This is a genomic window from Kibdelosporangium philippinense, from assembly GCF_021390435.2.
In the GTDB taxonomy this organism is placed as follows: Bacteria; Actinomycetota; Actinomycetes; order Mycobacteriales; family Pseudonocardiaceae; genus Kibdelosporangium; species Kibdelosporangium philippinense.
Genome location: NZ_JAJVCN010000001.1, coordinates 2,655,521 through 2,670,809 on the forward strand (window position 1 = coordinate 2,655,521; position 15,289 = coordinate 2,670,809).

Here is a 15,289-nt window from a genome sequence, read left to right on the forward strand (position 1 = left end):
GCCGCGGATAGGGTTTCTTTCGTATTGCCCGCGATGGGGGTTGCGGGCAAATCCGAACGAGATCCTTGGGGGATTCTTCGTGACCAGCTGGGCCCCGGCTGGGGCGGACAAGCTCGACGCGGCAACACTCAAGATCGCCGGTGTCGTCATTCTCGGCACTGTCATGGCGATTCTGGACACCACCGTCGTCAACGTGGCGCTGCAGGCGCTCGCCCTGGAATTCAAGACTTCCTTCGACACAATTCAGTGGGTCGCGACCGGTTACATGCTGGCGCTGGCGACGGTCATTCCGGTGACCGGCTGGGCGTCCGACCGGTTCGGCACCAAACGGCTCTACATGCTCGCGATCGTGCTGTTCCTCGCCGGTTCGATCCTTGCCGGGATGGCGTGGGACATCACGTCGCTGATCGTGTTCCGTGTCCTGCAAGGACTCGGCGGCGGCATGTTGATGCCCGCCGGTATGACGATCTTGACGAAGGCGGCCGGCCCGCAGCGCGTCGGCCGGGTGATGTCGGTACTCGGTGTGCCGATGCTGCTCGGTCCGATCGGCGGCCCGATCCTTGGCGGCTGGCTGGTCGACGAGGTCAGCTGGCGCTGGATCTTCTACATCAACGTGCCGATTGGACTGATCGCGTTGCTGCTTGTCTGGCGGGTGCTGCCGCCCGACGAGCCGCAGCCGGGCGAGAAGTTCGACTTCGCTGGCATGCTGATGCTTTCGCCCGGTCTTGCCGCGCTGATCTACGGCGTGTCCAACATTCCGGCTGCCGGTGGCGTCGGTGAGGTCGAGGTCTGGCTGCCTGTCATCGGTGGCATCGTGCTGATCGGCGCCTTCCTGATGCGGGCGAAGCGCGTTGCGAACCCGCTCGTCGACCTGAAACTGTTCGCCAACAGGAACTTCTCCATCTCGGTGCTGGCGACCGCGTTCTTCGCGATGTCGTTCTTCGGTGCGATGCTGCTGTTCCCGACGTACTTCCTTTTGGTACGAGGGGAAACGGCGCTGGACGCCGGACTGTTGATGGCGCCGCAAGGCATCGGCGCGATGCTGACGATGCCGATCGCGGGCGCGCTCGCCGACAAGATCGGTCCCCGCAAAGTCGTTCTGCCAGGACTTGTCCTGATCGTCGCGGGGATGGTGATGTTCACACAGGTCGGCGCGGACACTCCTTATTTGCAACTGCTTGGCGCGCTTTTCGTGACCGGCCTTGGGATGGGCGCGACGATGATGCCGATGATGTCGGCTGCCTTGCAGACGCTGACTCAGCGAAATGTTGCCAGGGCGTCGACCGCGTTGAGCATCATTCAGAACGCTTTCGGCGCCATCGGAACGGCGATCATGTCGATCATCCTCGCCGCGCTGCTCGCCGGAAAGTTCAACGTACCGACGCAATTGGGCCAGCTCGCGGCCACACAGGCGATCTTCGATCCACGCACCCACGACATCGCGGCGGCTGCCGCGGGCGACGCGTTCGCGGCGACGTTCGTCTGGGCGCTGATCTTGATCGCCGTGTGTGTCGTGCCCGCGATGTTCCTGCCAAGTGCCCGAAAGAAGGTATCGTCGGGCCCGGCGGGGGATCAAGACGAAGAAGAGGGCACCACACCGGTGATGCTCGGGCACTGAATGCCCCGGGCGGATATTTCAGATCGACAACGGCGTCGACTGTGGTATCAGAGGTGTGCGAACCGTCCCGGCAGAGGGAGTGCGGAGGAAATGTTCCGGATCGGGCTTGGCGTAGCGGCGTGTCTTGTCGTGCTGGGTGGCTGCGCTCAACGCGGCCAAGGCATCATCATGGCCACCCCACCGCCGCCCCCGAGCCGGCTGGCGCCCGAAGTCTCCCTGCCGCTGGACATCAAGCAGTACGCCGACAACCCGTGCTCGATGCTCAAGCAAGGCCAGCCGGTGACCAAGGATCTGGCCGCCGGTGTCAACGAAGGCGGCAACACCTGCACGTGGCGGGCGAAAACCCCGCAACAGCCGCAGATGACGGCGACGATCGACCTGGTGTCCGGTGGGCTGGAAGGGTTGTACGGCAAGCGAACCCGCTTGCCGTACTTCGAGCCCACCGACATCCAGAACTACCCAGCGGTGCGCTACGACGCCGATCGCGCTGTACCGGACCAGGGCAGGTGCACAGTGAGTGTCGGCGTTGCCGAGGACGCGTTGCTGACGGTGACCACGACGATCGCTGATTCACGGACGTTGAACTACCCGGTGCCCTGCCCGGACGCGGAACTGTTGGCCAACGCCATCATCAGCGACATCACCCGCAGCTGACCCCAAAACCCCCTCGTGAGTGGTTAGCCGTGTTCTAACCCTGCTAATACTCCAGTCGTAGATCGTGATCTTCATGGTTCCTGGAGCGATTGGTGCTGGTAGTGGGCTTGCTGGGCTCGGTATTGGTGTCGCCTGCGCCAGTGTGAGCAGTGCAGGACGTGCCGGATGTCTGTGGCCGGAGTGAGCACCAGTGCGTTGTAGAGATGGCGGATTTCGTTGAGTGTCAACGGAATCAGCCCGTCCGCAGCGGGTCTGGCGCGGGCGGTGACCGTCACGATCGCGAGGAAGACGTGGGCGAGCAGCACCAGGGTTGTCCAGCGATACCAAGATGTCCACGTGCGGACTTGGTGTTCGTCCAGACCGGTTTGGCCTTTGCCGGTTTGGAAGGACTCCTCGACGGTCCATCGGCGCCCGGCCACCCGCACCAGCGTGGCCAGCGGCACCCTTTCGGGCGCGTAGCAGCGGTAGAAGGCACGTTCGCCGGTGCGGCGGTTGCGCCGGACCAGCAGCCACCGATGCCCGGCGGGCTCGTCATCACCGCTGGTGAGACTGATCCAGGCCCAGTCGTAGAACCGGTGTCCTTTCACGCCTTTGCCCGCGGACAGTCGCTGCCAGGCACGTTTCGGTAGCCGCGCGAGCAGTTCATCGGCCCGATAGGTGCCCGTGGCGGTGCTGACCCGGTGGTCGCAGGCCACCGCGAGCACGTACCCGACCCGCCGTTTCTCCAGATCGCCACGCAGCGTCGGATTGCTGCCGTAGACCTCGTCCGCGGCGACCCACCCGGCGGGCACACCACCGTCGAGGGCACGCAGAATCATGCGCGAGGCCAGCGCGGGCTTGGTCGCGAACCCGGTGTCCTCAGGGACCCCGGCCGCCGCGCACCGATCAGGATCACCGGTCCAGGAGCGCGGCAGGTACAGCTCACGGTCGATCAGTGTGTGCCCGACCTTGGTGGTATAGGTCAGAAACACCCCGACCTGGGCGTTCTCGATCCGCCCGGCGGTACCGGTGTATTGGCGCTGGGTCGCGACCGTGCACGTCCCTTTCTTGACGTCGCCGGTCTCGTCCACGACCAGCATCGCGTCGGTGTCACCGAGATATTCCACCGCGGCATCCCGCACGTCGTCGCGCACCTCATCGGCATCCCACACCGCCCGCGACAGCAGGTGCTGCATCCCGTCCGGCGTCGCGTCCCCGGCGTGCTCGGCGATCGTCCAGCAGTTCTTGCGCGGCAGGTCGGCCAGCAGCCCCTCCACGAACGCTCGTGCTCGCCGGCGCGGTTCCACCCGCTTAAACCGCTTCGCCACCCGAGCCATCAGCCCGTCGAACTTCTCCCGCCAGCCAACGGGATCCACACCCTCAACGGGGTTTACGATGGCGCCCGCGGCCACCACACGATCTTGAGTTGTCCACACAACTGCTCATGATCAACTGGTGGCCGCGTCCGTATTCAGGGACCCTCACCAGCCAAGATCACGAAGTCCGGCTGCCGTACTAGACTGGTAGAACAAACGGCCTCTACAATCCTTATTCTCCCCGCTCAGGAGCACTTTTCCCATATCGACAGACAAGATCACATGCCATCAGCTGTGAAAGGCCGAGGTTAAGCTTGTTGTTTAAGCGGTTCGGCGGGGTCTGGGGGTCTGTCAAGTTTTCGGTGTAACTGTTGATCTTCGGTTTACGTGCGTCCAACGGACAGGCGTCCGTCGAAGGTGATCTCGAACGCGTTGAGTGCTTTCTTCCAGCGGTTGGACCAGCGTTTGCGGCCCGTGCCGGTGGGGTCGAGGCTCGTGATCGCGAGGTACACGCACTTCAGCGCGGCCTGCTCGTTCGGGAAGTGCCCGCGCGCGTTGACGGCCCTGCGGATGCGGGCGTTGATGCTCTCGATCGCGTTGGTGGTGCAGATGATCGTGCGGATCTGGGTGTCGAACTGCAGGAACGGCACGAACTCGGCCCACGCATTGGTCCACAGCCGGATGATGGCCGGGTAGCGTTGCTCCCACTTGTCGCTGAACTCGGCGAACCGGTCCAGCGCGGCCTGCTCGCTGGGCGCGGTGTAGACCGGCTTGAGGTCTTTCGCCAGCGCCGACCAGTCCTTTTGGGGCGCGTAGCGGAAGCTGTTGCGCAGCAAGTGAACGATGCAGGTCTGCACGATCGTCTGCGGCCACACCTGCGCGATCGCGTCGGGCAGGCCCTTGAGCCCGTCACACACCACGATACAGACGTCCTGAGTGCCCCGGTTCCTGATCTCCGAGAGCACCCGCGGCCAGAACTTGGCGCCCTCCCCGTCGCCGTGCTCGCCGGCCCACAACCCGAGCACCTCGCGGGTGCCGTCCACGGTCACCGCGAGCGCGACGTAGATCGGCCGGTTGGCGACCTGGCCGTCGCGGATCTTGACGTTGATGCAGTCGATGAAGATCACCAGATACACCGCGTCCAGCGGCCGGTTCTGCCACTCGGCCATGCCCTCGATGACCCGGTCGGTGATCGTGGAAAGGGTCTGTTTGGACACCTCCGCGCCGTACACCTCGGCCAGGTGCGCCGAGATCTCGCCATGCGTCAAGCCTTTGGCCGACAACGAGATCACCAGATCATCGACCCCGGTCAGCCGCCGTTGCCGCTTCTTGACAATGGTCGGCTCGAAACTCGCCTCCCGATCCCGCGGCACCGCGATCTGCACCGGACCGGCCTCGGTCAGCACCGTCTTCGCCCGGGTGCCGTTGCGCGAGTTGCCGCCGTTGCGGCCGGCCGGATCGTGCTTGCCGTAGCCGAGATGGTCGTCCGTCTCGCCCTGCAGCTCCGCCTCGGTGACCAGCTTGGTCAACCGGCCCAGCAGCCCGCCCTCACCGGTCAACTGCAGCCCCCCGGCCCGAGCCCGATCCGCCAGCCGCTGGATCTCCCCCTCCAAAGCGGCAAGATCCACAGCCGCCGCCTCACTCGCCTTCTTGCCAATCTTCACATCAGCCACAGCTGCCTCCTACATCTCAGGAGTTACACCGTTGAAATTACAGTCCCTGGTTTTTGGGGGGACGGCGGTGCAGCAGCTCGTCGTAGACACTCACCTGTGGTGGTGGCCGTTGGTCGGCGGGCAGGCCGGCGATCACTGAGGCCGGGTCAGCGAGGCGGCGCTCAGTCAGACTCACCACCGACGCCGGCGCGGCAGAAGTCGTTGGCGCGGTTGCTGTCTCGAGCGTGACACCGTCCTTCTCGGTGTCGTTGTCGCTGGCTTTCCGGGCCTCGACCGCGACCACGTCCGCGCTGACCGCGCCAATGCTGGTGGCGGCGACCAGCCCGGCGACCACATTGGCGTGACGCAGGTGCCGGTGCAACAACAGCACCTCGATCAGGGCGCGGGTGCCGGCCGCATCACCGAGTTTGGCACGGGCGGCGGACCAGAACGCCTCGTGCGCGGCGGTGAACGTGCCGGCCTTGCGCGCCTGCGCCAGCGCGGTGGAGCCGGGCAGCGCGCCGGGCTTGCGCGCCAACACTTCCAGGTAGTGGTCCAGCACCAGCACCGCGTTGAGCGGCCTCGATTTTTCCGGACAGCTGCTTAGTACGGCAGCCGCACCTTGTGATATTTGAGGTGTTGTCGCTGGTAGTGGCTGCGGCGGGCTCGGGTTTGGTGGCGTCGTCGCCAGTCTGACCAGTGGTTGGTGTGGGTTTCGGGGTGGACCGGGTGGGTGAGGGTGGCCCAGAGTCGTCGAATTTCGTTACAGGACAACGGAATCAGTTGGCTTAAGGTGGCGAGATCGCCCCTTTTTGGTCATTGCGGCCGCGTTCTCGATATGCGGTGACGGCGAGGAACGCGGCGGCCAGCATCGCCAGGGTGATGTGCCGGTACCAGACGTCGTACTTGCGCACCTGATAGTGATCCAGTCCGGTCTCGTTCTTGGCGAACTGGAACGTTTCCTCGACCGCCCAACGGGATCCGGCTACCCGGACCAACTCGGCGACGGGTACTGGTTGGGTGCTGTGGCAGATGTAGTAGGCCAGCTCGCTGGGCTTGGAGATCGAGCGACGCACCAGCAGGAGGTGCTCGTCAGCGCCGGGGTCGATGAGCAGCCAATCGTAGAGGCGATGTCCCTTGCTGCCCTTACCGGCTGAGAGTCGTTGCCAGCCTCGTTTCGGCGCGGTCGCGGCGAGTTCGTCGGCTCGCTGAGGCCCGGTTGGAGTGGTGAACCGGTCGTCGCAGGAGACCGCCATGACGTAGTTGATGTCCTCGTCCTCCAGCCAGTCCCGCAGTCCGGGGTTGTCGCCGTAGGCTTCGTCGGCGGTGAACCAGCCCACCGTCTGCTTGCCGTGCTTGGCGATGAGTCGTTCGAGCATCCGCCGCGCCAGCTTCGGTTTGGTCGCGAACCCGACCGTGTCCGCGATGCCCGCCTCGGCACACCGCTCCCGGTCACCGGTCCAGGATTTCGGCAGGTAGAGCTCTCGGTCGATCAACGCCCGCCCCCGCGACGACACGTAGGTCAGGAACACGCCGAGCTGGCAGTTCTCGATACGCCCGGCAGTGCCGGAATACTGACGCTGCACGCCGGCGGATTTGGTGCCCTTCTTGAGAAAACCTGTCTCATCGCCCACCACGACCCCGCTGGGGTCGGCGAGAGTGTCCAGCACATAGGAACGTAGATCATCCCGCACCGCCTCGGCGTCCCAGCGGTAGAAGTTCAACAACCGCTGCATGCCATCCGGAGTCAGGTCACCAGCCTGCTCCGCGATGGTCCAGGAGTTCTTACGCTCGGCTGCCGAGAGCAGTCCCAGCAGGTACATCCGTGCCCGGCGACGTGAGTCCGCCTGCGCGAAACGCCCGGCCACCAGCGCGAACATCTCATCGAACCCCGCTCGCCACCGCGTGAGGCGATCATCAACTACAGTCTTCGACGCGGCCACCGCGTCTGCTTCGAGTCCTAACACACCTTGAAGTTGATCACGCGGTGGCCGCGTCCATGATCACGACCCCACACCAAGATCACACAGTGCGGTTGTCGTATTACTTGCCCGGGTGTTGCCGAGCGGCGCGTTCTTGACACTCGATAGAGGTATGCTGAACTGCCGTTCGTCGTCGCTGGTGCATCGCTGGTTTATGTAGGGTTCTGTAGAGCTCGCGGAACTCCCCTCGGGTCGTGGTTGTCGACGACTCGCCAAAACTCACTCCGACGGGCCGTCATGAAATTTGTGGTTAGTTAGATCCTGGCAATTTCTTGCCGTAGAGGATGTTGTCGAAGCGGCCACGGGTAAAGATGAGGATCGCGAGGCCTGTAGCGTAGACGGTGGGAGCCGAGAATGTATGCCAGTCTGGGATCATTGTGAAATTGCCCGCTCCACCCCTGCCCGCCTGTGAACTGCGTACGAGTGATCGTCTGACCATCATTTTGGGGAGCGGTAGACCGTAGTGCGACAAGTCCATCTGATCTTCCGGCTGCCGCGATGCTCGGCTTACCAGAGGTTACAGCTGTTGGGAGCGTTATGGTGTCCGATGGTTCGAATGTCGCCGCGATCGAGGTCCGCGACGTCCGCCGCGTCTACGGTCTTGGCGCCTCGGCGATGGTGGCGCTGGATCGCGTTGGCCTGTCGATCGAACCCGGCCGGTTCGTCAGCATCATCGGCCCGAGCGGGTGTGGCAAGTCCACGTTGCTGCGGCTCGTGGCCGGGCTTGAACCGCCGGCCGAGGGAACGGTCCGCGTGCACGGGGTCAGCCCCGAGGAGGCGTGTGCCGCGAAGATGATCGGGCTCGTGCCGCAGACGCCCGCCCTCCTACCGTGGCTTTCGGTGCTGAAGAACGTCTCTCTGTCACAGAAGGTGAACCGGGCGGCGAAGCTTCACCGCCGCGATCCGCCCGACATGCTCGAACTCCTGCACAAGGCCGGACTCGGGGAAGCGGTGCACAAGCTACCGTCCGAACTGTCGGGCGGAATGCAGCAACGGACCGCCATTGTCCGCGCCTTCGGGCTGCGGCCCGCGGTGTTGCTCATGGACGAGCCGTTCTCCGCGCTCGACGAGTTCACCCGCGAGAGCCTGCAGGAGCAGCTGCTGGACCTGTGGGACGAGCTTAAGACCACCGTCGTGTTCGTGACTCACTCGGTCAGCGAGGCGGTCCGCCTGTCCGATCAGATCGTTGTTATGGCCCCGAAACCGGGCCGTGTCACTGACGTCGTCACCGTCGGTCTGCCCCGGCCACGCGGGCGTGAGCTGCTTAAGACACCGGAGTTCCACCATCTCGAGGACCTGATCCGCGACAAGCTGCGCGGCGCCTGGCACGCGCCGGTGGCGTGAAGGGAGCACGGGCCGCTATGGTCACCGTCGGCGACTACGTCTCGACCACCCCGGAAACCGGCCGCGCCGCCGCGGACGTGGCGCCCGAGCCGTCCCGCTTCAGCTTGCGCCATCCGAAGTCACGGCTGGGGTTCGTGCGTCCAAGGGTGTGGCTGCCGCTGGTACTCATGATCGTTGTGCTTGGCGCGTTGTGGGAGTGGGGCGCGAGCTCGATGCCTTATCTCCTGCCGAAGCTGTCCGCGATCGGCCGAGCGCTGGCCGACGACCCCGGCTACTACCTCGACAACGCACTGGTGACGTTGTGGGAAGCGTTGCTGGGGCTGGCGATCGGGTTCGCCGCGGCGTTCGTGCTCGCGGTACTGGTCAGCGAGCTGCCCTGGGCACGGCGGGCGATCATGCCCGTCGCGGTCGTGCTCAACGTGACCCCGCTGGTCGCGATCGCGCCGGTGCTCGTCGTGGCGTTCGGTTTCGGTCCAGAGCCCAAGCTCATCGTCACCGGGTTGATTTGCTTCTTTCCGATCCTGATCAACACCTCGGTCGGGTTGCGCGCGGTGCCGCCCGCGGTCGTCCAGGTCTACCGCACGGTCAACGCGTCCCGCCTGGAAATGCTGTGGTGGATCCGGGTGCCCAGTTCGCTGCCGTTCCTGTTCGCCGCGCTGCGCATCGTCTTCCCACTGTCCATTGTGGGCGCCGTGGTCGCTGAGATGTCCGCGCCCGGCGCGGCCGAGGGCCTTGGCACGGCGATCAGCCTGGCCTCGACGATGAACCAGCTCGCGGTGGTATACGCGTCGATCGCGATCCTGGCGCTGATGGGCTCGCTCCTGTTGCTCATCGTCACCACGGTCGAACGCCGGATGCTGCACTGGCACGAAAGCACTCAGGGCGCGAACTACTAGCTCGCCGCTCGTCGACGGCATCCCGCCGTTCGGCTGACACGCCGCCGAACCCGCCCCTGCGTTCGCATGCGCCGATGAAATCCAGGAGCTCCCTCATGAAGAGACCGTTGTTCCGTTCCCTGATGGCGATCGTCGCCGTCACCGCGCTCGCGGCTTGTGACAGCGGCAGCAGCGGCGCACAGCAGGTGCCGACCGGCACCGCTATCTCCGCCGCCCGCTGTGCGCAGAACAAGGCGGCAGGCAAGATCACGTTCCTGACCGGGTACTACTACCAGGCTTCGGCGTCCATTCTGGAATACGTCGCCGCCAAGAAGCTCGGCTACTTCGACGCGCTGTGCCTCGACGTGGGCATCCAGCCGGGCACCGGCGACACCGGCCACAACACGCAGCTGCTCGCCAGCGGCCAAGCCACCGTCTCACCAGTCAGTGAGCAGGACGTGATCCAGGCGCGTGACAACGGTGTGAACGTCGAAGGCATTTCGGCCTACTCGAACGCCGGGCTCGAGATCCTGATGACCATGCCGGACGTGACCGCGCTGAACCAGCTCAACGGCACCACTCTCGGGCACAGAGGCGCCCTCCCGATCGGCGTCCAGGTGATGCTCGTCGACGCGGGCGCGGACCTGAAGTCCATCAAGCAGGTCACCGTCGGCTACGACTCGTCGGTCCTGACGCGCGGGCAGGTCAAGTCGCTCACCGGGTTCGTCTCCAATGAGCCGAACCTACTGAAAGCGGCCGGAACGCCGGTCACGGCGTGGCGACCCTACGATTACCATGTGCCCGGCTCGCTCGGTGGCATGGCGGTCAACCCGGCCTTCGCCGCGAAGAACCCGACGGCGGTGCAGGACTTCCTGCGGGCAGGTCTGCACGCCTACGAATACTGTTCGGCCAAGAGCGAGGAATGTGTCGGCTACGCCTCGGATCTTTCCGCCGGCGGTTACGACAAGGCGCACAACCTTAAGATATGGCAGACCGAGACGGCCCTTGTGCAGGAGACGAAGCCGGCCGCCACCCCGCTCGGCACCATCGACCTGAACAACGTGGCCGCACTGGCCGACCTGCTGGCCAGGTACTCGGTGCTCAAGAACCCCGCCACCGCGGAGCAGGCGAAAACCTACTTCGACAACTCCTTCGTCTCCGCCATCTACGATTCGGGCAAGCTCGTCTGGCCCGCCCCATAAACGCATTCGAAAGGTTCGACAGTTGTCCGGAAAGGAATACGGGATATTCTTGCCCATCGGCAGCGGCGGCTGGATGCTCTCCACCACCGCACCACATCCCGAAGCCAGCTACGCGTACAACAAAAGGGCCGCGCTGCACGCGGAGGCCATCGGGCTTGACTTCATCATGTCGATGGCGAAATGGCGGGGTTTCGGTGGCACAACTGACCATTGGGGCGAGAGCCTGGAATCGATGACCATGATGGCTGGCCTCGCCGAGGCCACCGAACGGATCAAGATCTGGGCCACCACGCACGCGAACATCCACCACCCAGGGATCGCGGCGAAGATGTACACGACCCTGCAGGAAGTCTCGAACGGCCGCGCCGGAATGAACATAGTCAACGGTTCATACGCGGCGGAGTTCGAGCAATTCGGCCTGTGGGACGAGATGACCCACGATGACCGCTACCGGATGACCGCCGAATGGACCGAGGCGATCACCCGGCTGTGGACCGAGGACTCGGTCACGATGAAGAGCGACTTCTTCATCCTGCAGGACTGCGAATCCCGGCCGCACCCCAAGACCCTGCCGACCATCATCAGCGCCGGGCGCTCCCCTGCGGCACGGGAGTTCCAAGCCGCATACGCCGACGGCGCCTTTCTCTCGGCTGCAAACCTTGAGGAAATGCGCACCATTTCCCGTGATGTCCACGAGAAGGCCACGGCGCTCGGTCGGACCGTCAAGACGTACTCGATGCTCACGGTCGTCCAGGACGAAACCGATGCCGACGCGAAGGAAAAGGTCCGGCGCTGGGGTGATGGCGTGGACCGCGAGGCGCTCGCGTCGATGCGCCGGTCATGGGGCATCACCGACGAGCAAGCGCGCGCGTGGGCCGAAGACGCCACCGGAGAGGCGGCTTTCCAGACACCGTATGTCAGCGGCTCGGCCGACACGGTCATCGAGCACATCGCGACCATCGTGCGCGAGGCTGAGCTCGACGGCCTGATGCTGATCTTCCCCGAGTACGACCAGGACATGGTGTTGTTCGGCGAGACCGTGCTGCCCGCGCTGCGGAAGATCGACGAAGGACCGGCGTGATGGACGACCTGCGCACCCGGCAGCTGGGGCAGCTCTCCGCACCGGGCCGCCGCCCGGCGCTGCTCGTGGTCGACGTGCAGCGTTCCTTCGGCGATCCGGAGTTCCTTGGCGCCTACGGGCTCGACGAGAAGGCGGCCGCGCTGGTCGAGGCCGCCGTCACGACGATCGTGCGGCTCGTCGACGACGCGCGCGAGCGTAACGTGCCTGTCGTCTGGATTGAGCTGGCCAGTGACCCGGCGAACCCGTGGCGGGCTAGTTCCTGGTTCCGCAGCGGTGATCTCGACGCGCCGTTCGGCCCGGACGAACCGTGTGTGATCGGCACCCCAGGTGCTGAGTGGTATCGGCTCACCCCGGCGGCGGGCGAGCAGCGGGTGGCCAAACGTGGTTACAGCGGTTTCCTCGGCACAGACCTCGAAAAATGTCTCAGGGCAAGAGAAATCGACTGGGTCGCGGTCGCCGGGCTGACCACCGACTGCTGCGTCGCCGCCACCGCGACGGACGCGTTCCAACTCGGCTGGCCCGTGCTGGTCCCGTCCGACGCCGTCGCCGCCTACGACACCGACCTGCAGGAGAACGCACTCGCGAAGCTCGCGCTCAACGTGGCCGTGCTGTCTACCGCCTGGGAGCTGGCCGCAATGTGGACGGAGGTCGGTCGGTGAACGGGATGCACATCGCGTTCGACCTGTCCTTCACCCACACGGAGGGACGCTGGGCGCGTGCCGGCTCCTGGATCGGCCGGGACTTCCCCGATGCGCGCATGTACATGGAGCTGGCGCAGACCGCGGAGCGCGCCGGGGTCGACATGCTCTTCTTCGGTGATGGCACCGGGATTCCCGACACATGGCGCGGCTCGATCGCGCCTGCCGTCGAATGGGGCATCCAGTGGCCGAGGCACGACATGTCCCCGGTCATCGCGGCCGTGTCGACGGTGACCTCGGCAATAGGGTTCGGCCTGACCTACTCCTCGACCTTCATGCACCCGTTCTACGTGGCGCGGCTGCTGAATTCGCTCGACCATGTGACGAACGGCCGGATCGCCTTCAATGTGGTCGCTTCCACGCGCAGCGCCGACGCGGCGAACTACGGGTACGACGAGTTGCCCGAACACGATCTGCGGTACGAGCGGATGGAGGAGTTCGTCGGCGTCTGCCAGGCACTGTGGGACTCGGTCACCCCGGACGCGATCATCAGGGACCGGGCGTCCGGCCGGTTCGCCGACCCTGCGAAGATCGCGCCGATCAACCATCGGGGCCGGTTCTTCAGCGTTCGGGGTCCGCTGCCAGCCGTGCCGAGCCCCCAGGTGCGCCCGGTGCTGGTCCAGGCAGGGAACTCGGCACGCGGAATCGCGGCCTCGGCACGGTTCGCCGATGTCGTGTTCGGGTTCGGCGCGAACCTGCGCGGGCAGCAGCGGCACCGGGAGAGGCTCGACGAGGCACTGACCGCTGAGGGACGAAAACCGGAAAGCGTCGGGATTCTCTGGGCCACGCAGGTGATCGTCGGACGCACCACGGAGGAGGCGAAGGCACGACGGGCACACGTGCTCGAGTTCTGGGACACCGAAGCCGTCGGCGCTTTCCTCTCGCACAACATGGGGTACGACCTGTCGCGGCTGCCGGCCGCGTTCCGGTTAGGCGACCTGCGTGACGAGATCCATGCGGCCCAAGCGAGCCAGGCCGGGCTGATCGGTGCCCTCGTCGCGGAGTACGGGGACGACCACCGGATGAGCCGCGAGGAGTTCTTCGAGCACGGCTGGAAGAGCGCCACGGGCATCGACCACTCGATCGTCGGCGATGCCGGGACCATCGCCGACGCACTGGAAGAGAACTTCGCCGCGACAGGTTCGCGCGGGGGGTACATGTTCTCCACCCCGCTCAGCATGCCTTCGGGATTCGGGGAGATCGCCGAGCTGCTCGTCCCCGAACTGCGCCGCCGTGGTGTGCTCGCACCCAGGTACCCCGGCCGCACGCTCCGGGAGAACCTCGCCGGATGAGAGCAGCGGGCGCCGCGATGATCCCCGTGGGTGCCGATAATTGCGTCCACGCAGGTCGACCTCATCCCCGACTTCGTTCCCGTCCTGGGCTATGCCGATGACGCGATCATCGTCATCGCGGTGCTGCGCAGCGTGGTCCGCCATGCCGGGATCGGGGCCGTCCGTGCGCACTGGCCCGGCACCGATGACGGAGCTGACGTGCCTGGGTCAACCGGCCGGGTCAAACGCGCTGACCGACGTCGTGTAGGTGTCCGATGCGACTCACCGACCCTGGCGGATCGGTGAGTGATCGCACTGATACGCACTGTTCAGCTTGGGCCGAACGAGGTCACAGATGCGTTGCGGTAGGTCGCGGATTCGGCTGGCTTTCGGCAGGTATCCAGGCGGTCGCGGATCTTCCATGCCGACTGGAAACCCGTGATCCAGGCCGTAACGAGCTACGTTCGGAGGTCGGTCGGCGGCCTGGCTGGACGTGATCGGTGTCGCAGACGAAGGGTTTGCTTAATTAGGTTAGCCTTGCTTGACTTGGCGCGCTCTCGACCACCGTGCACCGAAAGGGTGTTGCCATGTCCAGCAGGGTTCGTCCGTCCGGCAGAGCGCTGGGGAGTTTTGTCCTCGCCGCGGTACTGGGTGCCGGTCTGACCGCGTGCGGCCAGGTGCAAGAGTCGCCCACCCAGTCGACGAGCCCGCCGAGCTCCGACGCGTCGGCGTTCCCGGTGAAGATCACGCACAAGTTCGGCACGGCGGAGATCACCAAGGCGCCGTCGCGTGTCGTTGTGGTCGGCACCGCCACCGACGACCTCGACGCCGCGCTCGCACTGGGTGTCACGCCCATCGCGTGGTTCAACAAATCCGGCTCCGAGACCGTGCCCAGCTGGCTGACGGGCAAGCTCGACCCGGCCAAGACGAAGATCGTCAACGCGGCCGCCGGTGTGAACGCGGAGGAGATCGGTGCGCTCACGCCTGACCTGATCCTCGCCACGTCCAGCTACGGGCTCGAGCAGGAGTACGCGAACCTCGCCAAGCTCGCGCCGACCGTCGGCTACGCCACCGAGTGGGGCAAGCAGACCTGGCAGGAGCACGTGCAGGTCGTCGCGCAGGCGCTCGGCAAGACCGGTGACGCGAAGAAGATCATCGACAGCACCGAGGCCGCGATCGCCAAGTTCAAGAGCGACAACCCGAAGGCAGCGGGCAAGACCTTCACCGCGTCGGTCGGCAACACCGCGGGCAAGATGTTCTCGCTGGTGTCCAAGGAGGACTTCGCGGTCAAGCTGATCGAGCAGACCGGCCTGACGCTCAGCCCGGCCGTCGCCGACACGACCAAGAACGAGTCCGGCAGCCCGACCGGCACGCTCACCCCCGAGCAGTACGACAAGCTCAAGGCCGACCTGGTGATCGTCGCGTTCACCACGCCGGATCTGCAGGCCGCGTTCGAGGGCAACCAGCTCGCCGCCGCACTCAAGAGCGGCAACTACCTGCGCGTCGACATGGAGACCATCTCGGCGCTGCGCTACCCGACGGCGCTCGACATCCCGTGGGTGCTGGAGAAGCTGCAGCCGGGCGTGTCCAAGCTGGCCTGACACCCGAGCGAACGGG

12 protein-coding genes and 2 pseudogenes are annotated in these 15,289 nt (G+C 65.5%); 10 read left to right on the forward strand and 4 right to left on the reverse strand.

The genetic code is table 11. The annotated features are described in order from the left end of the window. Positions 1-79: 79 nt before the first annotated feature. Together LWC34_RS12170 and LWC34_RS12175 are read left to right on the forward strand one after the other, a co-directional pair. Positions 80-1,618, forward strand: coding sequence for a DHA2 family efflux MFS transporter permease subunit (locus LWC34_RS12170; protein ID WP_233725160.1), 1,539 nt, complete (start codon positions 80-82; stop codon positions 1,616-1,618). 90 nt (positions 1,619-1,708) lie between these two features. Next, the gene (locus LWC34_RS12175) at positions 1,709-2,272 is read left to right on the forward strand and encodes a DUF3558 family protein (protein WP_233725161.1); all 564 of its coding nucleotides are present in this window, start codon (positions 1,709-1,711) and stop codon (positions 2,270-2,272) included. Between the two features lie 71 nt (positions 2,273-2,343). Here the strand turns inward: LWC34_RS12175 and LWC34_RS12180 are convergent, their stop codons facing one another. The 4 genes and pseudogenes from LWC34_RS12180 to LWC34_RS12195 all read right to left on the reverse strand — a co-directional run bounded on the left by LWC34_RS12180 (position 2,344) and on the right by LWC34_RS12195 (position 7,099). Then, a complete protein-coding gene (locus LWC34_RS12180) occupies positions 2,344-3,588 on the reverse strand; it encodes an IS701 family transposase (protein ID WP_233726375.1) in 1,245 nt (414 codons plus the stop codon). A gap of 362 nt (positions 3,589-3,950) precedes the next feature. After that, entirely contained in the window at positions 3,951-5,195 is a 1,245-nt protein-coding gene (locus LWC34_RS12185; RefSeq protein ID WP_233726419.1) for an IS256 family transposase, read from the reverse strand. Between the two features lie 304 nt (positions 5,196-5,499). Beyond that, positions 5,500-5,778 (reverse strand): annotated as a pseudogene (locus LWC34_RS58770) (IS21 family transposase); the annotation flags it as partial. 229 nt (positions 5,779-6,007) lie between these two features. Then, positions 6,008-7,099 (reverse strand): IS701 family transposase, encoded by a 1,092-nt coding sequence (locus LWC34_RS12195; protein WP_443667746.1) that lies wholly within the window; start codon positions 7,097-7,099, stop codon positions 6,008-6,010. A gap of 642 nt (positions 7,100-7,741) precedes the next feature. Between LWC34_RS12195 and LWC34_RS12200 the strand changes: the two genes are divergently transcribed. From LWC34_RS12200 to LWC34_RS12235, 8 genes and pseudogenes are all read left to right on the forward strand, one after another. After that, positions 7,742-8,545 carry an ABC transporter ATP-binding protein gene (locus LWC34_RS12200; RefSeq protein ID WP_233725162.1) on the forward strand — a complete coding sequence of 268 codons (804 nt, stop codon included), beginning with the start codon at positions 7,742-7,744 and terminating at the stop codon, positions 8,543-8,545. 17 nt (positions 8,546-8,562) lie between these two features. Continuing rightward, on the forward strand, positions 8,563-9,441 hold the full coding sequence (locus LWC34_RS12205; RefSeq protein ID WP_233725163.1) for an ABC transporter permease: 879 nt from the start codon (positions 8,563-8,565) through the stop codon (positions 9,439-9,441). Between the two features lie 95 nt (positions 9,442-9,536). Then, positions 9,537-10,622: an ABC transporter substrate-binding protein gene (locus LWC34_RS12210; RefSeq protein WP_233725164.1), complete on the forward strand. Its 1,086-nt coding sequence runs from the start codon at positions 9,537-9,539 to the stop codon at positions 10,620-10,622. A gap of 22 nt (positions 10,623-10,644) precedes the next feature. Continuing rightward, complete coding sequence (locus tag LWC34_RS12215) at positions 10,645-11,703, forward strand: LLM class flavin-dependent oxidoreductase (protein ID WP_233725165.1); 1,059 nt, start codon at positions 10,645-10,647, stop codon at positions 11,701-11,703. Beyond that, positions 11,703-12,362, forward strand: coding sequence for a cysteine hydrolase family protein (locus LWC34_RS12220; protein WP_233725166.1), 660 nt, complete (start codon positions 11,703-11,705; stop codon positions 12,360-12,362). Before LWC34_RS12215 ends, LWC34_RS12220 begins: the two co-directional genes overlap by 1 nt. Before the next feature lie 5 nt (positions 12,363-12,367). Further along, positions 12,368-13,693, forward strand: a complete 1,326-nt coding sequence (locus LWC34_RS12225) for an NtaA/DmoA family FMN-dependent monooxygenase (protein WP_233726420.1) — start codon at positions 12,368-12,370, stop codon at positions 13,691-13,693. Between the two features lie 54 nt (positions 13,694-13,747). Further along, positions 13,748-13,978, forward strand: a pseudogene (locus tag LWC34_RS12230) (YkvA family protein); the annotation flags it as partial. A 281-nt stretch (positions 13,979-14,259) separates the two neighbouring features. Continuing rightward, entirely contained in the window at positions 14,260-15,273 is a 1,014-nt protein-coding gene (locus tag LWC34_RS12235; protein WP_233725167.1) for an ABC transporter substrate-binding protein, read from the forward strand. Positions 15,274-15,289 lie beyond the last annotated feature (16 nt).